We start from the raw sequence: 20,895 nt of genomic DNA, 5'->3' as shown, positions 1-20,895 counted from the left end.
AATGTAGCGTTATCTTGCTGCGGTAGCGCCGCCCTGCCGCGGAGCGGTGTCACCTACCGCGAGAGAAGCGATGCTCCAGGCAATCGGACTGACCAGCACCCCCCGTGGCGATCGCCCGCCCGCCGTGAACGATCTGACCTTCGAGGCCCGGCCGGGCGCCGTGACCGCCCTCCTGGGGCCTTCGGGCTCCGGCAAGACCACCGCCCTCCGGCTCATGCTCGAACTCGAGCCGGGGCGCGGGATCACCTACTTCCGGGGCCGGCCGCTGCACCGCATCGCCCACCCTCCCCGCGAGGTCGGCGTACTCCTCGGTGATGTGCCCGGCCATCCCTCCCGCACGCTCCGGGGCCAACTCCGGATGCTCTGCGCCGCCACGGGGGTCCCCGCCTCGCGGGCCGAGGAGCTGTTGCGGAGCGTAGGTCTCACGGGCCTGGAGCGTCGGTCGATCGGAACCCTTCCGATCGGCGCGGACCGCCGACTCGGTCTTGCCTCGGCTCTGTTGGGCGACCCCCACACGCTCCTGCTCGACGAACCGGGTGCCGGTCTCTCCGCGTCCGAGAGCGCGTGGCTGTACGAGTTCCTGCGCTCCCACGCCTCCGAGGGCGGCACCGTGCTCTACACCACGGCCGACCCCAAGGACGCCGCCCGCAACGCCGACCGGGTCGTCACCCTCGACGGCGGCCGGCTCGTCGCCGCGCAGGAGGCGGCCGAGTTCGCCCGCACCAGGCTGCGTCCCCGGGTCACGGTCCGCACTCCGCACGCCGCGCGTCTGGCGGCGGCCGTGACCCAGGAGGCGAGGGCCGCCCGCCGGCCGGTCGAGGTGGTCGCGGAGGACGGCAACCGGCTGTCCGTCTACGGCAGCGACTGCGCGTCCGTCGGCGACACGGCCTTCCGGCACGGCGTACCGGTCCACCGCCTCGCCGACGAGACGGGCGATGCCAGCACGGCCGGTACGACCGGTATGGCGGGCATGACGGGAGCAGGCGCCGTCGCGGGAGCCGGGCGGGAGCGCGGCGCTCCCGGAGGGGCCACCGCCGGACCCCGCACCGCCGTGCCCGCGTCACGGGGCGTCGAACCGGCTCTCGCGACCGTCGCCCAAGACGCCCAAGACGCCCAAGACGCCCGCGACACCCCGGCGGAGCGGCCGGTCGCCGCCCGGCGGCCGATGCGCTCGCCCCTGCGCCCGCTCCGCTACGAGGTCCACCGGCTCCTCGGCGTGCCGTCCACGCCGCTCGTCATGGCGGGCGTCCTCCTCGTCTCCGTGACGCTCGCCCTGCTCCTCGGGCGGGGCGGTCGCGCCGCGCTGCCCGCCGTCCTCGCCGGCTGGCCCGCGATCTCCCCGCTGCCGCCCGCCGCCCTGGGGGCCGGGCTGCTCGGCGCCTTCTCCTTCGCTGAGGAGTACCGCTACCCGGCGCTCACCTCGGGCCGCGGAACAGTGCCCCGCAGGCCGGGCCTGCTGCTCGCGAAACTCGCCGTGGCCGCGGTCGTCGCCCTCGTGCTCGGGACGCTCGTCGTGGCGGTCGACCTGGGAGCCCTGCGGCTCTTCTACGGCGGCGAGTTGATCCCCGTCCCGGGGAAATGGCCGGTTCTCTGCGCGAATTGGGCGGGCCTGCTCGTCGGCTGCGCCTGGGCCGGGGTGCTCGGTGCCGGGGTGTTCCGGGCCGCCGCGGCCGGAGTGGCGGCGGTGCTCGCCGTACCGGTCGCCTTCGTCCCGCTGTTGCAGAAGGTGCTGACGGGGCCGTCGGTGCGGTCGGCCGCCGGACTCCCGGCGCGGCTGCGCGAGTTCGCGGGCCCGCACTGGTCCCCGGTCGCGGACCGCTGGCTGAGCGGGGGGCTTCGGGTGCTGGGGCAGCCCGCGGGGGTGGCGCTCTCCCTGACGTTGACGGGATTGTTCTGCGCTTATGTGTTCACCGGCCTTCGCCGCAGAGCCCGTTGGTGACCGCGCGCAGATCGAAAGGCTTCGAGTCGCCCTCAACTGTCAGGCGATATGGGCTTTATGCCCGATTTATCGTCAATTGTGTAAGGGGTACCGATCACCCTTTCGTGTGCTTTTCACCAAAGACCTCAAGGGCCGTGAAGGCGGCGCCGACAAAGGATGCGTGAGTACCCTTGCGCACACCATGATGACCGCCGCCCGCTCCGTCGACTCCGGCCTCGGCACCCCGGGCGATCTCGACCGCTACCCCTATGCGGAGGCTCCCGCCGCCGGCCGGGCGGCCCCGTCCACCTGGGAGGGGGTGGACACCGACCTGGGCCGCGTCGGTCGCAGAAGTGCGGGCAGCCGGGGACGCGGGCTGCACGGCCAGCTCGTCCAGCAGCTCGGCCAGATGATCGTCTCCGGTGACCTCGGAGCCGACCGGCCGCTCGTTCCCGAGGAGATCGGCCAGCGGTTCGAGGTCTCGCGCACCGTCGTGCGCGAGTCGCTCCGCGTCCTCGAGGCCAAGGGGCTCGTCAGCGCCCGCCCCAACGTCGGCACCCGGGTCAGGCCCGTCAGCGACTGGAACCTCCTCGACCCCGACATCATCGAGTGGCGCGCCTTCGGTCCGCAGCGGGACGACCAGCGCCGCGAGCTGAACGAGCTGCGCTGGACGATCGAGCCCCTGGCCGCCCGCCTCGCCGCCGGACACGGCCGCGAGGACGTGCAGCAGCGCCTCGCCGACATGGTCGAGATCATGGGCCACGCGTTCGCCCAGGGGGACGGCATCACCTTCTCCCGGGCCGACACCGAGTTCCACTCCCTCCTCATCCAGCTCGCCGGGAACCGCATGCTGGAGCACCTCTCCGGCATCGTCGCCGCCGCGCTCCAGGTCTCCGGCGGCCCCGCCACCCACTGCGACCGGCCGAGCGAGGCCTGCCTCGCCCATCACGCCCGGATCGCGGACGCGCTCGCCGCCGGCGACGCGCAGGGCGCCGAGGCGGCCATGCGGCAGTTGCTCACGGTCCACCCCGAGGTGGAGCGCGTCGTCCCGGCTCCCCGCGAACACTGACCCGCGGACCGTGGCCGGGAGCGAAGGGGCGCACGCGCCGCGTGCCGCCGGATCCGGGCGTCGCCCGGGGAGCCCGGCAGGGCGGCCCCGAGCGGCGTCCGGATCTCGATGGCGCGAATGTGCGCTTTTAAGCTGGTATGAGTACTTCGTCGCGCATGAGGTGTGACTCGGGCCACGAAGATTGGGCGTAACACTCCTCCGAGCCGTGCGATGACCTAAGAGGTGACGGCCGAGGAAGGAATACAGCAGCCGACGGAGGCGCTGTCCAGTTCCCCGGTCCAGCCCGCGCCGTCGGCACATCCCCCGCCGACGGTCGTCGGCTCCAGCCCGATCCAGGGCGGGGCCGGAAGCCGTTTCCATCGTTCCGAGAGGTTGTTCGTGTCGGCCAGCACATCCCGTACGCTCCCGCCGGAGATCGCCGAGTCCGAGTCTGTGATGGCGCTCATCGAGCGGGGAAAGGCTGATGGGCAGATCGCCGGCGATGACGTGCGTCGGGCCTTCGAGGCTGACCAGATTCCGCCAACCCAGTGGAAGAATGTTCTGCGCAGCCTCAATCAGATCCTCGAGGAAGAGGGTGTGACGCTGATGGTCAGTGCAGCGGAGTCGCCGAAGCGCGCCCGCAAGAGCGTCGCAGCGAAGAGCCCGGCCAAGCGCACCGCCACCAAGACCGTCACCGCCAGGGCGACCGTGACGAAGTCCGCCGTCCCGGCCGCGGCCCCCGCCGCCGAAGGCGCCGACCCGGCCGACGAGGCCGGTTCGACCGCCAAGAAGGCGGCCGCGAAGAAGACCGCCACCAAGAAGACGGCGGCCAAGAAGACCGTCGCCAAGAAGACGGCGGCGAAGAAGACCGCGTCCAAGAAGGACGCCGACGAGCTCATCGAGGGCGAGGAGCTCCTCGAGGACGTGGCTCCCGGCAAGGGCGAGGACGAGGAGACCGAGGGCGAGACCAAGGGCTTCGTCCTGTCCGACGAGGACGAGGACGACGCTCCGGCGCAGCAGGTCGCGGTCGCCGGTGCCACCGCCGACCCGGTCAAGGACTACCTCAAGCAGATCGGCAAGGTCCCGCTGCTCAACGCCGAGCAGGAGGTCGAGCTCGCCAAGCGCATCGAGGCCGGCCTGTTCGCCGAGGACAAGCTCGCCAACTCGGACAAGCTCGCCCCGAAGCTCAAGCGCGAGCTGGAGATCATCGCCGAGGACGGCCGCCGGGCCAAGAACCACCTCCTGGAGGCCAACCTCCGTCTGGTGGTCTCCCTCGCCAAGCGCTACACCGGCCGCGGCATGCTCTTCCTGGACCTGATCCAGGAGGGCAACCTGGGTCTGATCCGCGCCGTCGAGAAGTTCGACTACACCAAGGGCTACAAGTTCTCCACGTACGCCACCTGGTGGATCCGTCAGGCGATCACCCGCGCCATGGCCGACCAGGCCCGCACCATCCGCATCCCGGTGCACATGGTCGAGGTCATCAACAAGCTCGCGCGCGTGCAGCGCCAGATGCTCCAGGACCTGGGCCGCGAGCCCACCCCGGAGGAGCTGGCCAAGGAACTCGACATGACCCCCGAGAAGGTCATCGAGGTCCAGAAGTACGGCCGCGAGCCGATCTCCCTCCACACCCCGCTGGGTGAGGACGGCGACAGCGAGTTCGGCGACCTGATCGAGGACTCCGAGGCGGTCGTCCCGGCCGACGCGGTGAGCTTCACGCTCCTCCAGGAGCAGTTGCACTCCGTCCTCGACACGCTCTCCGAGCGCGAGGCGGGCGTCGTCTCGATGCGCTTCGGCCTCACCGACGGCCAGCCGAAGACGCTGGACGAGATCGGCAAGGTCTACGGCGTGACGCGAGAGCGGATCCGTCAGATCGAGTCGAAGACGATGTCGAAGCTGCGTCACCCGTCGCGTTCGCAGGTGCTGCGCGACTACCTCGACTGACGCGACCGGCACGACCCGCCCGGGTCGGCCTCGCAGATCCGTACGAGGCACGGAGCGGTACACCGAAGGGCCCGGCTCCCCGAAAGGGGGAGCCGGGCCCTTCGGGTGTGCGCCGGGGCTCCGGGTGCTGGACGCTGGGTGAACCGACATCACCGGAGAGTCAGGAGGCTCCATGCGTGGTTCCCTCACTCGAGCATTGACGGGTGCCCTGGGACTGATCACCGCGGCGGCGGGACACCTCGCCCTCGCCGCCCCCGTGGTCGCCGACAGCGTCGTGGTGGGCGGCCGCCAGGTCGGGATCACGGACGCGCCGTGGGTGGTGGCGCTGTCCAGCCGTGACCGGTTCGGGGGTACGCGCGCGGGGCAGTTCTGCGGAGGCGTGGTCGTCGCGCCCACCAAGGTGCTCACCGCCGCCCACTGCCTGGGCCGGGAGGTGCTCGGCGGCGAGCCGTCGGAGGTGCGCGACTTCGCGGTCGTCGCCGGCCGTGCCTCGCTGCGCGGCCAGGGCGGCCAGGAGGTCCGGGTCTCCGGCACGTGGGTCAGCCCCGACTACGACCCGACGACCAACTCGGGCGACCTGGCGGTCCTGACGCTGGCGAGCGCGCTTCCGGAGTCGTACGTGATCGGTGTCGCCCGCACGGGAGACAGCGCGTACGCGCCCGGTACGGCGGCGGACGTCTACGGCTGGGGCGACACGACCGGCAGGGGGAGCTACGCCTCCGCGCTGCGGACGGCGCGCGTCCAGGTGCTGCCGGACACGGCGTGCGAGCGGGCGTATCCGGGCGGTCCAGGCGTCCGGTACCGGGACGACACGATGGTGTGCGCGGGCGATCCGCGGGGCGGCAGGGACGCGTGCCAGGGGGACAGCGGCGGTCCGCTGGTGGCCGAGGGGCGTCTCATCGGCCTGGTGTCCTGGGGGAGCGGCTGCGGGGAGGCGGAGAACCCGGGCGTCTACACACGGGTTTCCGCGGTGCTCCCGGAGCGCTTCTGAGGCCCGCTCTGGGAGAGGGGCGGGAGCCGGACCCGTAAAGGTGCCGGGACGGACCCCCGAGAGGCCTTCCGGGCGTGCGCCGGAAGGCCTCTCGGGGGTCGGGGCCCGGAAAGCTTCTCCGGGAGCGCCCCGGATACGAGAACGGGCGGCCACTCCCCGCAGCGCGGGGGTGACCGCCCGTCGTCCGGTCAGCGACCGGCCCTGGGCTCGTCGTGGATGCGGGGCGTCAGTGCTCGTCGCCCACCGTGCGGGCCGACACATCCGTCAGCCGGTCCGTCTCATCCTGTATCTCAACGGCGATCTTCTTGAGTTCCGGCTCGAACTTACGTCCGTGGTGGGCGCAGAAGAGCAAGTCACCTCCGCTGGTCAGGACGACACGCAGGTAAGCCTGGGCGCCGCAGCGGTCGCAGCGGTCAGCGGCCGTCAGGGGGCTCGCGGGGGTCAGAACAGTAGTCACGTCGCCTCTTCTCTAGCTCGACGAGCTGTCGTACCAGGGTCAACATCCAACCAGGCCGAAAACGTTCCCGCTCGTGGCTTTTCCTTGAAACTTCTTCCCAAGGTGGCTGTCTGCTGCCGGTTGGCGGCGAATGAGCCGTATTGCGTCGCTCTACGGATTTCGCATTGCTTGTCTCGGTCAGGCCCTCCCGGCGTGGTTGCCGGTTGTTCATGAGGACGTGCCCGGAGCCTAAATGGTTCATGCCTGGAAGGGAACGTGATGTTCACGTCACCCGATCGAGGGATCGAACATGTATGCGACTCTGGACTAGCATGAGGAATCGGGGAGGGTGGCGTGACAACGGCTCTACCAGGCATCGGTACCCTCTGAAGCCGGTGACCGACGCCGGGCCTTACCCACCGGGCCAGATTTCAAATTCAGCGAGGAGCGAACCGCGTGACCGCCGAAACGTCCGTGCCGTCCAGTGCGCTGCTGACCGCAGACCGTGACGGTTCCAACTACACCGCGCGGCACCTGCTCGTACTCGAAGGGCTCGAAGCGGTCCGCAAGCGCCCCGGCATGTACATCGGGTCCACCGACAGCCGCGGCCTGATGCACTGCATCTGGGAGATCATCGACAACTCGGTCGACGAGGCCCTCGGGGGCTACTGCGACCACATCGAGGTCGTCCTCCACGAGGACGGCTCCGTCGAGGTCCGGGACAACGGCCGGGGCATCCCGGTCGACGTCGAGCCGAAGACCGGGCTCTCGGGCGTCGAGGTCGTCATGACCAAGCTGCACGCCGGCGGAAAGTTCGGCGGCGGCTCGTACGCGGCCTCCGGCGGTCTGCACGGCGTCGGCGCCTCCGTGGTCAACGCCCTGTCGGCCCGCCTCGACGTCGAGGTCGACCGGAACAGCGCGGTGCACTCGATCAGCTTCCGCCGCGGCGTCCCCGGGGTCTTCACGGAGCAGGGCCCCGACAGCCCCTTCGACCCGGCCAACGGCCTCCGCAAGGGCAAGCGGATCCCCAAGACCCGCACCGGCACCCGCATCCGCTACTGGGCGGACCGGCAGATCTTCCTCAAGGACGCCAAGCTCTCCCTGGAGACGCTCCACCAGCGCGCCCGGCAGACCGCCTTCCTCGTGCCCGGCCTCACCATCGTCGTCCGCGACGAGCGGGACCTGGCCGGGGTCGGCAAGAGCGAGGAGACCTTCCGCTTCGACGGGGGCATCAGCGAGTTCTGCGAGTACCTCGCGCAGGACAAGGCCGTCTGCGACATCCAGCGCCTCACCGGGCAGGGCACCTTCAAGGAGACCGTCCCGGTCCTCGACGAGCGCGGCCACATGACCCCGACCGAGGTCACCCGCGAGCTCGCCGTCGACATCGCCCTGCGCTGGGGCACCGGCTACGACAGCACGGTCAAGTCCTTCGTCAACATCATCGCCACGCCCAAGGGCGGCACCCACGTCTCCGGCTTCGAGCAGGCCGTCACGAAGACGGTGAACGAGGTGCTGCGCTCGGCCAAGATGCTGCGCGTCGCCGAGGACGACATCGTCAAGGACGACGCCCTGGAGGGGCTCACGGCCGTCGTGACCGTGCGCCTCGCGGAGCCGCAGTTCGAGGGCCAGACCAAGGAGGTCCTCGGCACCTCCGCCGCCCGCCGCATCGTGGCGAACGTGGTGGCGAAGGAGCTCAAGGCCTTCCTCACCTCCACCAAGCGGGACGCCAAGGCGCAGGCCCGCGCCGTCCTGGAGAAGGCCGTCGCCGCGGCCCGTACCCGGATCGCGGCCCGTCAGCACAAGGAGGCGCAGCGCAGGAAGACCGCGCTCGAGACCTCCTCCCTGCCGGCCAAGCTCGCCGACTGCCGCAGCGACGACGTGGAGCGCAGCGAGCTCTTCATCGTCGAGGGCGACTCGGCCCTCGGCACGGCCAAGCTCGCCCGCAACAGCGAGTTCCAGGCCCTGCTGCCGATCCGCGGCAAGATCCTCAACGTCCAGAAGTCCTCCGTCGCGGACATGCTCAAGAACGCCGAGTGCGGCGCGATCATCCAGGTCATAGGAGCGGGCTCGGGCCGCACCTTCGACATCGACGCGGCCCGTTACGGCAAGGTCATCATGATGACCGACGCCGACGTCGACGGCTCCCACATCCGCACGCTGCTGCTCACGCTCTTCCAGCGCTACATGCGGCCCATGGTCGAGGCGGGGCGGGTCTTCGCGGCCGTTCCCCCGCTGCACCGCATCGAGCTCGTCCAGCCGAAGCGCGGCCAGGACAAGTACGTCTACACGTACTCGGACAACGAGCTGCGGCAGACCCTCCTCGAGTTCCAGCGCAAGGGCGTCCGCTACAAGGACTCCATCCAGCGCTACAAGGGTCTGGGCGAGATGGACGCCGACCAGCTCGCGGAGACCACGATGGACCCGCGCCACCGCACCCTGCGCCGGATCAACATCGGCGACCTGGAGGCGTCGGAGCAGGTCTTCGACCTCCTCATGGGCAACGACGTCGCGCCCCGCAAGGAGTTCATCACCAGCTCGGCGGCGACCCTCGACCGCTCGCGCATCGACGCCTGACGGCCTCCGTCCGTGGGTGGGGCCACACGCTCCACCCACGGCCGCGAGCCGTGCGGTACGCATATCAGCACGGTTTTGTCAGGCAGCCCGGGAAAAGAGTCACCTGATGAGGTGAAGTGAGGGAGGAGAAGAGTCCGGGAAGTTCCTGCTCTGTCCATCCTTGTGCACACGCGGCCGAAACGGTTCGCTGACAAGGAGAGTTGGACCGGTGGAGCAGGTGGAGAAGCAGGAGGGGCGCGGCGCTTCGGCGGTGCCGGTCGACGACCCCTGGGACGACGTGCCGGCCCCGGGCCGGGACGGACGGGCGCAGCCCGGAGTGGCCGCCGGGACGACCGGCGGCGGCCGTACGGGCACGGTGCCGCGACAGCGGGTCCCCAGCGCGGCGGAGATCTATCTGGAGGTCCAGCGGAGCCCCGCCTTCCAGGAAGTGCGCGGCCGCTACCGCCGGTTCGTCTTCCCGGCCACCTTCGCCTTCCTGGCCTGGTACCTCGCCTACGTCGTGGCGGCGACCGCCGCGCCGGGGCTGATGGCCCGGCCGGTCGCCGGAGCGGTGAACGTGGCGATGGTCGCGGGCCTCGGCCAGTTCCTCACCACCTTCCTGCTGACCTGGGCGTACGCGCGCCACGCGCGACTGCGCAGGGACCGGGCGGCGCTGGAACTGCGCTGGGACACGCAGGAGATGACCCGAGGGGCGGTGCAGCGGTGACCGGAGACCACCAGACCCTGGCGCTCGTGCTGTTCAGCGTCTTCGTGGCCGTGACCCTGGGCATCACCACCTGGGTGAGCCGCAGCCGGCACGGTTCGGCGGAGGAGTTCTACGCCGGCGGGCGCCTCTTCTCGCCCATGGAGAACGGCTTCGCCATCGCCGGCGACTACATGTCGGCGGCGTCCTTCCTCGGCATCTCCGGCCTGATCGCCCTCTACGGCTACGACGGCATGCTGTACTCCGTCGGCTTCCTCGTCGCCTGGCTCGTCGTCCTCCTCCTCGTCGCCGAACTGGTCCGCAACTGCGGGCGGTTCACGCTGGCCGACGTCGTCGCCGCGCGGATGTCCGAGCGCCCCGTGCGGATCGCCGCCGGAACGTCCTCGGTGGCCGTCTCCGTGCTGTACCTGGTGGCGCAGATGGTGGGGGCCGGAAGCCTGGTCGCCCTCCTCCTCGGCGGCACCGGCGAGGCGGCCCGCTCCTGGACGGTGATCGGGGTGGGCGCGCTGATGGTGATCTACGTGTCGCTCGGCGGCATGCGGGCCACCACCTGGATCCAGATCGTCAAGGCGGTCCTGCTCATGGCGGGCACGATCGCGCTCACCGTCCTCGTCCTGCTCCGCTTCCACGGCGACGTGAACAGCCTGCTCTCCACCGCGGCCGAACGCAGCGGTCACGGCCTCGACTTCCTCGCCCCCGGGCTCCGCTACGGCGGGGACTGGACGGCCCGCCTCGACTTCATCAGCCTCGGCCTCGCCCTGGTCCTCGGCACCGCCGGCCTCCCGCACATCCTGTCGCGCTTCTACACCGTGCCGACCGCCCGGGCCGCCCGCCGCTCCGTCGTCTGGTCCATCGGGCTCATCGGCAGCTTCTACCTGATGACGATCGTGCTCGGCTTCGGCGCGGCCGCCCTGATCGGCCCCGCCGAGGTCCGGGCGTCCAACGCGGCCGGGAACACCGCCGTACCGCTGCTCGCGCTCGACCTCGGGGGCGGCGCGGGCTCCACCGGCGGCACGGTGCTCTTCGCGGTCGTCGCCGCCGTCGCCTTCGCGACCATCCTCGCCGTCGTCGCGGGGATCACCCTCGCCTCCTCGGCCTCCGTCGCCCACGACCTGTACGCCTCGCTGCGCCGCAAGCACGCGAAGCAGTACAGCGAGGTGGCCGTGGCCCGGGTCGCCGCGGTGGTGATCGGCGCCGCCGCCATCGGCCTCGGGCTGCTCGCCAGCGACCTCAACGTGGCCTTCCTCGTCGGCCTGGCCTTCGCCGTCGCGGCCTCCGCCAACCTGCCGGTGCTGCTCTACTCGCTGTTCTGGCGGAAGTTCACGACCAGGGGCGCGGTCTGGGCGGTGTACGGCGGGCTCGTCCCGGCCGTCCTGCTCGTCCTGGTCTCGCCGGTCGTCTCCGGCAGCCCGGAGTCGCTGTTCCCCGGCGTCGACTTCCACCTCTTCCCGCTGCAGAACCCGGGCCTGGTCTCCATCCCGCTCGGCTTCCTCGCCGGGTGGGTCGGCACGGCCACCTCGACCGAGCCGCCCGACGAGGCGCGGCACGCGGAGACCGAGGTCCGGGCGCTGACCGGTGCGGGAGCGGTCTGATCCGTGCGCGTACGAGTGCCCGTACGAGCGGGAGCACGGACCGGACCGGCTCGCGTCAGGCGGTGGGCGGCGAGCTCGCCCAGGCGTACCGGTGCTCGGGGCGGCCCGTCTCGCCGTACCGGAGCGAGAGGCGCACCCGGCCGGTCCGTTCCAGGAGTTTGAGGTAGCGCTGGGCGGTCTGGCGGCTGACGCCGGACCGCTCGGCGATCTCCTGCGCGGACAGCGGCCCGTCGGCGGCGAGCAGCACCTGCCGGACCAGCTCGGCCGTGGTGGGGGAGTGCCCCTTCGGCAGGTCGGGGGCGACGGAGCCCGCCGCCAGGACCCCGAAGATCCGGTCCACCTCCGCCTGCTCGGCCTCGCCCCCGCCCTCCAGGGTGCGGCGGAGCGTCGCGTACGCCTCCAGCTTGCCGCGCAGGCCGGCGAAGTTGAACGGCTTGACCAGGTACTGGAGGGCTCCGTGCCGCATCGCCGCCTGCACGGTGGCCACGTCCCGGGCCGCCGTCACCATGATCACGTCGCACTGGTGGCCCCGCGCGCGGAGCTTCCGTACCGCCGCGAGGCCGTTCTCGTCCGGCAGGTGGTGGTCCAGGAGGATCAGGTCCACCGGCCGCTCGTCCAGGACGGCGAGCGCCCCGGCGGTCGAATGGGCGGTCGCGACGACCCGGAAGCCGGGCACCTTGGCGACGTAGGCGGCGTTGATCCGCGCCACCCGCACGTCGTCGTCCACCACGAGCACGTCGATGGGCACGCCGGTCATCGTGCCTCCTCGGCGGGCTCCGGAGCGGTCGGCCCCGGGACGGCCGGTTCCGGTGCGGTCGGCTTCGCTCCGGCCGGTTCCGGTGCGGCCGGTTCCGGGACGGAGCGGAGGCCGTCCGGGGCGTCGCTCAGGGCGTCGGGGAGGACGACCGTGAACTCGGCCCCGCCTTCGGGGCCCCCGGTCACGGTCGCCGAGCCGCCCCGGCGCTCGGCGAGCCGGCGCACCAGGGCGAGCCCGAGCCCCCGTTTCCCGTGCGACGGGAGGGCCTTCGTCGTCCAGCCCTCGGTGAAGATCAGCTCGCGCCGCTCCTCCGGCACCCCCGGGCCGCTGTCCGAGACCCGCAGCACGACCGTACGGCCCGCGCAGTTGAAGGAGACGTCGACGCGGGCGTCCGGGGTGCCGGAGGCCGCGTCCAGGGCGTTGTCGACCAGGTTGCCGACGACGGTGACCAGTTCGCGCGGGTCGACCAGTCGGTCCGGAAGCAGCGAGTCCGGTGCGAGCCGCAGCGAGACGCCGCGCTCGGCGGCGACGGCGGCCTTGCCGACGAGCAGCGCGGCCAGGAGCGGATCGTGGACCTTCTCCGTGACCTGCTCGGCGGTGGCCCGGTGCACCCCGACCACCTCGGTGACGAACTCCACCGCCTCCTCGTGCATCTCCAGCTCCAGGAGGCCGAGGAGGGTGTGCATCCGGTTGGCGTGCTCGTGGTCCTGGGCGCGCAGGGCGTCGATGAGGCCCCGGGTGGCGTCCAGCTCGCGTCCGAGGTGCTCCAGCTCGGTGCGGTCGCGGAGGGTCGCCACCGCGCCCCCGTCGTCCGTGGGCATCCGGTTCGCGATGAGCACCCGGTGCCCCCGGACCGTGACCAGGTCCTCGCCGGTGACCCGGCCCGCCAGGACGTCGGCGGTGCGGCCCCGGCCGAGGACCTCGTCGAGCGGCCGGCCCGCCGCCTCGGGGCCGAGGCCGAGGAGCCGCTGCGCCTCGTCGTTCACGAGCCGTACGGAACCGTTGCGGTCCAGGGCCACCACGCCCTCCCGGATGCCGTGCAGCATGGCCTCGCGCTCGGCGAGGAGCGCGGAGATGTCGGAGAAGGCCAGGTCGTGGGTCTGCCGCTGGAGCCGCCGGGAGATCAGGTACGCGGCCAGGGCCCCGGCCGCGAGCGCGCCGCCCGCGTAGGCGAGGAGACCGGGGATCGCGCCGAGGAGCCGGTCGCGGACGCTGTCGTACTCGATGCCGACGGAGACCGCGCCGACGGTCCGCCCGTCCGCGTCGCGCAGCGGCACCTTGCCGCGCGCCGACCGGCCGAGCGTGCCGCTGTCGATCTCCATGACCTCCCGGCCGGCCAGGGCCTCGCTCGGGTCGGTGGAGACGAGCCTGCCGATCTGCGCGGGGTCGGGGTGCGACCAGCGCACCCCGCGCGTGTCCATGACGACCACGTACTCGGCGCCCGTGGAGATCCGGACCCGCTCCGCCTCCGCCTGCACCGGGCCCCGTACGGACGGCGGACCGCCGGTCAGGCCGGCGGCGAGCCGGGGCGACGCGGTGGTCCCGGCGACGGCCAGGGCCCGCCGCATGGCCTGGTCGTCGAGCTGCGCGCTCAGCGGAGCCAGGAACAGGCCGGTGGCGAGGACGGTCACCCCGGTCGCGACGGCCAACTGCATCAGCAGGACCTGCGAGAACACCCGCCGGGGCCATCCGAACCGCCGACGGCGCGTGAGGGGGCGCGGGGATCCGGTCCGTACGGGGTTCATGCCCGAAAAGGTACGGGGACACGCCCCGGCACCGGAAATGAGCGCGGACGGGAGCGGAGGCGGGAGGGCGTGCGGTGCCGGAGCGGGGGTAGGGCCCCAGGAACCGAAGCCCGTCCCGGGGCACCCGCCCCCCGGCCCGCCCGCGCGCACCCGCTCCGTACCGGAAGCCCGTCATGGGCCCGTGGCCCGCCTATCCTGGGCCTTTCCCGCGGAGCGGCACGTCGCGGGGACCACCACCGAGCACGACCGGAGGCACGTTCCTTGACCACGCAGCAGATCCCCGTCGTCGTCCTGGCAGGGTTCCTCGGGGCCGGGAAGACCACGCTCCTCAACCATCTGCTGCGCAGCGCGCGGGGCACCCGCATCGGGGTCATGGTCAACGACTTCGGCGACATCGGCATCGACGCGATGACCGTCGCCGGCCAGGTCGGCTCCACCGTCTCCCTGGGCAACGGCTGTCTGTGCTGCGCCGTCGACGCCAGTGAGCTCGACGAGTACCTGGAGGTCCTGACCCGGCCCGAGTCCCGGCTCGACGTGATCGTGATCGAGGCGAGCGGACTCGCGGAGCCGCAGGAACTGGTCCGCATGGTGCTCGCCAGCGAGAACGAGCGGATCGTGTACGGAGGGCTCGTCGAGGTCGTCGACGCGGCCGAGTTCGGGGCCACCCGGCAGCGGCACCCCGGGACCGACCGGCACCTGGCCGTCGCCGACCTCGTGGTCGTCAACAAGGCCGACCGGGTCTCCGCCGACGAGCTGCGGAGCGTACGGGAGACGGTGGCGGGCCTCGCCGGACGCGCCGCCGTGATCGAGGCCTCCCACGGCCGCGTCGACCCGGAACTGCTCTTCGACCGGGTCGTGCCGGACGACGAGATCGAGGGCCAGATGTCCATCGAGGACGTCCTGTACGGCTCCGACGACGACGCCGACCACGCGCACGCGTCCTACGAGACCGTCTCGCTGACGGCCTCGACGCCGCTCCACCCGCGCCGTCTGATGGCGTTCCTCGACTCCCGCCCCGAGGGGCTCTACCGGATCAAGGGCTTCGTCGACCTCGGCGCCGCCGACCCGGCCAACCGCTACACCGTGCACGCCGTCGGACGCTTCCTGCGCTTCTACCCGGAGCCCTGGCCCGCCGGCGAGGAGCGCCTCACCCAGCTCGTCCTGATCGGCTCCGGCGTCGATACGGCCGGTCTGCGCGAGGAACTCGCCGCCTGCGAGCTGAGCGGCCCGCGGGACGCCCCCGACGAGTCCAGCATGTGGGGCGTCCTGCGGTACGTGCAGCAGACGGAGGAGGAGCCGGAGGAGACCCTGTTCTAGGGGGTCCGGGGCCCCTCCGGCCCGGGTGCTAGCTGGCCGGGCCCGCCAGGACCTCCACCGGCTTCGGCAGGGGCGTGCCCGAGCCGTCGCGGCGGGGGTCGATCTCCGGGAGCTCGACCGGGGTGCCGTTCTTCTGCGCCGCGCGGGCCGGGGAGGTGCCCGCCCAGGCCAGGACCAGGACGTCCTCGCCCTTCAGGAACCGCTGGCAGCGGACGCCGCCGGTCGCGCGGCCCTTGCGCGGGTACTGGTCGAAGGGCGTCAGCTTCGCCGACGTACTACCGGCGGGGTCCAGGGTGCCCGTGGAGCCCGCGACCGTGAAGACCACCGCCTCCGCCGCCGGGTCGACCGCCGTGAACGAGAGGACCTCGGCGCCCGCCGCCAGCTTCACGCCCGCCATGCCGCCCGCGGGCCGGCCCTGGGGCCGCACCTGGGACGCCGGGTAGCGCAGCAACTGGGCGTCGGAGGTGATGAAGACCAGGTCCTCCTCACCCGTCCGCAGCTCGGTCGCGCCGACGATCCGGTCGCCGTCCTTGAGGGTGATGACCTCCAGCTCGTCCTTGTTCGCCGGGTAGTCCGGCACCACCCGCTTCACCACGCCCTGGAGCGTGCCGAGGGCGAGCCCCTGCGAGGCCTCCTCGAGGGTCGTCAGGCAGACCACCGTCTCGTCCGCCTCCAGGGAGAGGAACTCCGACAGCGGCGCGCCGCCCGCCAGGTTCGGGACGGACGCGGTGTCCGGCAACTGCGGCAGGTCGATCACCGCGATCCGCAGCAGCCGGCCGGCCGAGGTCACCGCGCCGACGTCACCGCGCTGGGTGGCGGCCACCACCGACACGATCACGTCGTGCTTGACCCGCTTCGCGTCCGGGTCGGTGGGCGGTAGCTCCTCCGTCGCCGTACGCGCCAGCAGACCGGTCGAGGACAGCAGGACCCGGCACGGGTCGTCCGCGACCTGGAGGGACGTGGCCGCGACGGGCGTGCCGGCCGATTCGAGCAGGACGGTCCGGCGGTCCGTGGCGAACTTCTTGGCGACCGAGGCCAGCTCCGCCGAGACCAGCTTGCGCAGCTCCGCGTCGGACTCCAGGATCCCGGTCAGCTCGTCGATCTCGCCGTTGAGGCGGTCGCGCTCGCCCTCCAGCTCGATCCGGTCGAACCTGGTGAGGCGGCGCAGCGGGGTGTCCAGGATGTACTGCGTCTGGATCTCGCTCAGGGAGAAGCGCTCCATCAGGCGCTCCTTGGCCTGCGCGGAGTTGTCGCTCTCCCGGATGAGGCGGATGACCTCGTCGATGTCGAGCAGCGCCACGAGCAGGCCCTCGACCAGGTGGAGCCGGTCGCGCTTCTTGGTGCGGCGGAACTCGGAGCGGCGGCGGACCACGTCGAAGCGGTGGTCCAGGTAGACCTCCAGGAGCTCCTTGAGGCCGAGGGTGAGCGGCTGGCCGTCGACGAGCGCCACGTTGTTGATGCCGAAGGACTCCTCCATCGGCGTCAGCTTGTAGAGCTGCTCCAGGACGGCCTCGGGCACGAAGCCGTTCTTGATCTCGATGACCAGGCGCAGGCCGTGGCTGCGGTCGGTGAGGTCCTTGACGTCCGCGATGCCCTGGAGCTTCTTGGAGCCGACCAGGTCCTTGATCTTGGAGATGACCTTCTCCGGGCCGACCGTGAACGGCAGCTCGGTCACGACGATGCCCTTGCGGCGCGCCGTCACGGTCTCCACGGTCGCGGTGGCGCGGATCTTGAAGGAGCCGCGCCCCGACGCGTACGCGTCCTTGATGCCGGAGAGGCCGACGATGCGGCCGCCGGTCGGCAGGTCCGGTCCCGGCACGAAGCGCATCAGCGTCTCGAGGTCGGCGTTCGGGTGCCGGATCAGGTGGCGGGCGGCCGCGACGACCTCGCCGAGGTTGTGCGGGGGCATGTTGGTCGCCATGCCGACCGCGATGCCGGACGCGCCGTTGACCAGCAGGTTCGGGTAGGCGGCGGGCAGTGCCACCGGCTCCTGCTCCTGGCCGTCGTAGTTCGGCGCGAAGTCGACCGTGTCCTCTTCGATGGACTCGGTCATGAGCAGCGCGGCCGAAGCCATCCGCGACTCGGTGTACCGCATGGCGGCCGGCGGGTCGTCGTTGCCGAGGGAACCGAAGTTGCCGTGGCCGTCGACGAGCGGGAGGCGCATGGAGAAGGGCTGTGCCATGCGGACCATCGCGTCGTAGATCGACGCGTCGCCGTGCGGGTGCAGCTTGCCCATCACCTCGCCGACGACCCGGGCGCACTTCACGAAGCCGCGGTCGGGACGCAGCCCCATCTCGTTCATCTGGTAGACGATGCGGCGCTGGACGGGCTTCATCCCGTCGCGGGCGTCCGGGAGCGCGCGCGAGTAGATCACCGAGTACGCGTACTCGAGGAAGGAGCCCTGCATCTCGTCGACGACGTCGATGTCGAGGATCCTCTCCTCGTACGCGTCGTCCGGCGGCGGTGTCTTCGTGCTGCGGCGGGCCATCGCGGCTGCGGCTCCTTCACCAACAAGGTTGATCTGACGCGGACCATTGTGGACCGTGCCACCGACAACGCCGACCGCGACCCGGACGAGGGACATCTCGAAGGGGCGGGAACTTCGCCAGGTGTCGGCGCGCTTGCATACAGTGGCAGGACTTTTTCACATCGCCATCGAAGGGACGTACATGCCCATGGGTCACACGGCCACGGCCGAGGCCGGCTCCGGCGGCCTGACAGCGACCGAGCACCGGTTGGCGAACGGCCTGCGCGTGGTGCTCTCCGAGGACCACCTGACCCCGGTCGCCGCGGTCTGCCTCTGGTACGACGTCGGCTCGCGCCACGAGGTCGCGGGCCGCACGGGGCTCGCCCACCTCTTCGAGCACCTGATGTTCCAGGGCTCGAAGCAGGTCCACGGCAACGGCCACTTCGAGCTGGTGCAGGGCGCGGGCGGCTCGCTGAACGGCACGACGAGCTTCGAGCGCACCAACTACTTCGAGACCATGCCCACCCACCAGCTCGAGCTCGCGCTCTGGCTGGAGGCGGACCGCATGGGCTCGCTGCTCGCCGCCCTGGACGACGAGTCCATGGAGAACCAGCGGGACGTCGTCAAGAACGAGCGCCGCCAGCGCTACGACAACGTGCCCTACGGCACGGCCTTCGAGAAGCTGACCGCGCTCGCCTACCCGGAGGGCCACCCCTACCACCACACGCCCATCGGCTCCATGGCCGACCTGGACGCGGCCACCCTGGAGGACGCGCGGGACTTCTTCCGCACGTACTACGCCCCGAACAACGCGGTGCTCTCCGTCGTCGGCGACATCGACCCGGCGCGGACCCTCGCGTGGATCGAGAAGTACTTCGGCTCCATCCCGTCCCACGACGGCAAGCCGGCCCCGCGCGACGGCTCGCTGCCCGACGTCATCGGCGAGCAGCTCCGCGAGGTCGTCGAGGAGGAGGTCCCGGCGCGCGCCCTGATGGCCGCCTACCGGCTGCCGCACGACGGCACGCGCGAGTGCGACGCCGCCGACCTGGCCCTGACGGTCCTGGGCGGCGGGGAGTCCTCCCGGCTGCACAACCGCCTGGTCCGCCGGGACCGCACGGCCGTCGCCGCCGGTTTCGGGCTGCTGCGGCTCGCCGGGGCGCCCTCGCTCGGCTGGCTGGACGTCAAGACGTCCGGCGGCGTCGAGGTCCCGGAGATCGAGGCGGCCGTCGACGAGGAGCTCGCCCGGTTCGCCGCCGAGGGCCCCACCGCGGAGGAGATGGAGCGCGCGCAGGCGCAGTTGGAGCGCGAGTGGCTGGACCGGCTCGGCACCGTCGCGGGCCGCGCCGACGAACTGTGCCGGTTCGCCGTGCTGTTCGGCGACCCGCAGCTCGCCCTCACCGCCGTCGACCGCGTCCTCGACATCACCGCCGAGGAGGTGCGGGAGGCCGCCGCGGCCCGGCTGCGCCCGGACAACCGCGCGGTCCTGGTCTACGAGCCGGTGGCCACCGAACAGAGCGACAGCGACGAGGAAGAGGGAGCGGACCAGTGACCGACGCTGCCGTGTCTTTGACGAGCATGGAGTTCCACCCGCAGCCGGCGCCGGGCACCGCCCGCCCCTGGGCCTTCCCGGCCCCGGACCGCGGCACCCTGGAGAACGGCCTGACCGTCCTCACCAGCCACCGCCCCGGCCAGCAGGTCGTCGCCGTGGAGCTCTTCCTGCCGGCCCCGCTGGACGCCGAGCCGGCCGGCCTCGACGGCGTGGCCACCATCATGGCCCGCGCGCTCTCCGAGGGCACCGACCAGCACGGCGCCGAGGAGTTCGCGGCCGAGCTGGAGCGCTGCGGCGCCACCCTCGACGCGCACGCCGACCACCCGGGCGTACGGGTCTCCCTGGAGGTCCCGGTCTCCCGGCTGCCCAAGGCGCTCGGGCTGCTCGCCGAGGCCCTGATCGCCCCGGCGTTCCTGGACACCGAGGTCGAGCGCCTGGTGCGCAACCGCCTCGACGAGATCCCGCACGAGACGGCCAACCCGGCTCGGCGCGCCGCCAAGCAGCTCTCCAAGGAGCTGTTCCCGGCCGACTCCCGGATGTCCCGGCCGCGCCAGGGCACCGAGGAGACCGTCGCGGCGATCGACGCCGCCGCGGTCCGCGCCTTCTACGAGGCGCACGTGCGACCCGCCACGGCCACCGCCGTGGTCGTCGGCGACCTGACCGGCGTCGACCTGGAGAAGGTCCTCGCGGAGACGCTGGGCGCCTGGACCGGCGAGCCCGGTGAGGCGCTGCCGATGCCGCCGATCACCGCCGACGACACCGGCCGGGTCGTCGTCGTGGACCGCCCCGGCGCCGTCCAGACCCAGCTCCTCATCGGCCGGATCGGTCCCGACCGGCACGCCCGCGTCTGGCCGGCCCAGGTCCTCGGCACGTACTGCCTCGGCGGGACCCTGACCTCGCGTCTGGACCGGGTCCTGCGCGAGGAGAAGGGCTACACGTACGGCGTGCGGGCCTTCGGGCAGGTGCTCCGCTCGGACGCCGGGGGGAACGGCGCCGCGATGCTCGCCATCAGCGGCTCCGTCGACACCCCCAACACGGGCCCGGCCCTGGACGACCTGTGGAAGGTGCTGCGCACCCTGGCCGCCGAGGGGCTCACGGACGCCGAGCGGGAGACCGCCGTGCAGAACCTGGTGGGGGTGGCGCCGCTCAAGTACGAGACGGCCGCCTCCGTCGCCGGGACGCTCGCCGACCAGGTGGAGCAGCACCTCCCGGACGACTTCCAGGCCCAGTTGTACGCGCGCCTGGCCGAGACCGGCACCGTCGAGGCGACCGCGGCCGTGGTCAGCGCCTTCCCGGTGGACCGGCTCGTCACGGTCCTGGTGGGCGACGCGGCGCAGATCGCGGAGCCGGTGCGGGCGCTCGGCATCGGTGAAGTGACCGTCGTCACCGGCTGATCGGGCCCTGCCCGGCCGGCTCCACGGAGGACCCCGACGTGACGGATCGTCGGGGTCCTCCGCCCGTTCGCACGAGAGCCGCGCGAGAAGTCGTGCGAGAGCTGCGCGGGAAGCCGTACGCGAGTCGGACGGGAAGCATCCCTGTGAATTGTCCGTATTGGTAATAAGAGTGATCATCTGGCCTGTGGCATGCCTTACAAAAGGTCATGTTCGGTTGGTGATCGACTGGCGGTCCGCATAGCGTCGGTGCGGCTGTCCGCCAGTTGCACCCGCCGCACCCGCGGCACCGGACAGTCATCGCCGAGTCCCCGTCAGGCGCGAGCCTGGGGAGCCGGGGACCCACACACAGTCCCTGGGGTGAATCGGACGCCTTCGCCTCGCGCGGAGGGGCCCGTAGGAGACCTTCCTGCTCCGAACCCGTCAGCTAACCCGGTAGGCGAGAAGGAAGGAAAGGAACAAC

The 20,895-nt window shown here is 72.0% G+C and carries 14 protein-coding genes and 1 riboswitch; of the genes, 10 read left to right on the top strand and 4 right to left on the bottom strand.

All coding sequences use genetic code 11. The annotated features are described in order from the left end of the window. The first annotated feature begins 70 nt into the window (after positions 1 to 70). The 4 genes from ACFYNX_RS32020 to ACFYNX_RS32005 all read left to right on the top strand — a co-directional run bounded on the left by ACFYNX_RS32020 (position 71) and on the right by ACFYNX_RS32005 (position 5,901). Entirely contained in the window at positions 71 to 1,939 is a 1,869-nt protein-coding gene (locus ACFYNX_RS32020) for an ATP-binding cassette domain-containing protein (RefSeq protein WP_388666716.1), read from the top strand. A 160-nt stretch (positions 1,940 to 2,099) separates the two neighbouring features. Next, a complete protein-coding gene (locus tag ACFYNX_RS32015; protein ID WP_388666713.1) occupies positions 2,100 to 2,987 on the top strand; it encodes a FadR/GntR family transcriptional regulator in 888 nt (295 codons plus the stop codon). A gap of 378 nt (positions 2,988 to 3,365) precedes the next feature. After that, a complete protein-coding gene (locus ACFYNX_RS32010) occupies positions 3,366 to 4,910 on the top strand; it encodes an RNA polymerase sigma factor (protein WP_365547344.1) in 1,545 nt (514 codons plus the stop codon). Positions 4,911 to 5,082: 172 nt separating this feature from the next. Beyond that, on the top strand, positions 5,083 to 5,901 hold the full coding sequence (locus ACFYNX_RS32005; protein WP_388666710.1) for a serine protease: 819 nt from the start codon (positions 5,083 to 5,085) through the stop codon (positions 5,899 to 5,901). 226 nt (positions 5,902 to 6,127) lie between these two features. On the opposite strand, the gene ACFYNX_RS32000 is transcribed toward ACFYNX_RS32005, so the two are convergent. Next, positions 6,128 to 6,358, bottom strand: a complete 231-nt coding sequence (locus ACFYNX_RS32000) for a hypothetical protein (protein ID WP_388666706.1) — start codon at positions 6,356 to 6,358, stop codon at positions 6,128 to 6,130. A 435-nt stretch (positions 6,359 to 6,793) separates the two neighbouring features. Here ACFYNX_RS32000 and ACFYNX_RS31995 point away from each other — a divergent pair, with 435 nt between their 5' ends. The 3 genes from ACFYNX_RS31995 (at position 6,794) to ACFYNX_RS31985 (ending at position 11,206) form a co-directional block, all read left to right on the top strand. Continuing rightward, a complete protein-coding gene (locus ACFYNX_RS31995; protein ID WP_125662644.1) occupies positions 6,794 to 8,911 on the top strand; it encodes a type IIA DNA topoisomerase subunit B in 2,118 nt (705 codons plus the stop codon). 208 nt (positions 8,912 to 9,119) lie between these two features. Then, a complete protein-coding gene (locus ACFYNX_RS31990) occupies positions 9,120 to 9,617 on the top strand; it encodes a DUF485 domain-containing protein (protein ID WP_365547354.1) in 498 nt (165 codons plus the stop codon). Next, a complete protein-coding gene (locus tag ACFYNX_RS31985) occupies positions 9,614 to 11,206 on the top strand; it encodes a cation acetate symporter (RefSeq protein ID WP_388666702.1) in 1,593 nt (530 codons plus the stop codon). Before ACFYNX_RS31990 ends, ACFYNX_RS31985 begins: the two co-directional genes overlap by 4 nt. Positions 11,207 to 11,261: 55 nt before the next feature. On the opposite strand, the gene ACFYNX_RS31980 is transcribed toward ACFYNX_RS31985, so the two are convergent. Together ACFYNX_RS31980 and ACFYNX_RS31975 are read right to left on the bottom strand one after the other, a co-directional pair. Further along, positions 11,262 to 11,963, bottom strand: coding sequence for a response regulator (locus ACFYNX_RS31980; RefSeq protein WP_388666699.1), 702 nt, complete (start codon positions 11,961 to 11,963; stop codon positions 11,262 to 11,264). Continuing rightward, positions 11,960 to 13,708: an ATP-binding protein gene (locus tag ACFYNX_RS31975; protein WP_388666696.1), complete on the bottom strand. Its 1,749-nt coding sequence runs from the start codon at positions 13,706 to 13,708 to the stop codon at positions 11,960 to 11,962. The genes ACFYNX_RS31980 and ACFYNX_RS31975 overlap by 4 nt, the downstream gene beginning before the upstream one ends. 261 nt (positions 13,709 to 13,969) lie before the next feature. Between ACFYNX_RS31975 and ACFYNX_RS31970 the strand changes: the two genes are divergently transcribed. Then, positions 13,970 to 15,025 (top strand): CobW family GTP-binding protein, encoded by a 1,056-nt coding sequence (locus tag ACFYNX_RS31970; protein ID WP_388666693.1) that lies wholly within the window; start codon positions 13,970 to 13,972, stop codon positions 15,023 to 15,025. A 28-nt stretch (positions 15,026 to 15,053) separates the two neighbouring features. Here the strand turns inward: ACFYNX_RS31970 and ACFYNX_RS31965 are convergent, their stop codons facing one another. Beyond that, the gene (locus tag ACFYNX_RS31965) at positions 15,054 to 17,513 is read right to left on the bottom strand and encodes a DNA topoisomerase (ATP-hydrolyzing) subunit A (RefSeq protein ID WP_388666690.1); all 2,460 of its coding nucleotides are present in this window, start codon (positions 17,511 to 17,513) and stop codon (positions 15,054 to 15,056) included. Positions 17,514 to 17,694: 181 nt separating this feature from the next. Between ACFYNX_RS31965 and ACFYNX_RS31960 the strand changes: the two genes are divergently transcribed. Together ACFYNX_RS31960 and ACFYNX_RS31955 are read left to right on the top strand one after the other, a co-directional pair. Then, positions 17,695 to 19,041 carry a pitrilysin family protein gene (locus ACFYNX_RS31960; protein WP_365547373.1) on the top strand — a complete coding sequence of 449 codons (1,347 nt, stop codon included), beginning with the start codon at positions 17,695 to 17,697 and terminating at the stop codon, positions 19,039 to 19,041. Further along, positions 19,038 to 20,435 carry a M16 family metallopeptidase gene (locus ACFYNX_RS31955; protein ID WP_388666688.1) on the top strand — a complete coding sequence of 466 codons (1,398 nt, stop codon included), beginning with the start codon at positions 19,038 to 19,040 and terminating at the stop codon, positions 20,433 to 20,435. The genes ACFYNX_RS31960 and ACFYNX_RS31955 overlap by 4 nt, the downstream gene beginning before the upstream one ends. A 288-nt stretch (positions 20,436 to 20,723) precedes the next feature. Further along, positions 20,724 to 20,889, top strand: a riboswitch (cyclic di-AMP (ydaO/yuaA leader). Positions 20,890 to 20,895: the final 6 nt, after the last annotated feature.

Source organism: Streptomyces sp. NPDC007872, assembly GCF_042868165.1.
GTDB lineage: Bacteria > Actinomycetota > Actinomycetes > Streptomycetales > Streptomycetaceae > Streptomyces.
This window is presented reverse-complemented; position numbering and strand designations above follow the sequence as displayed.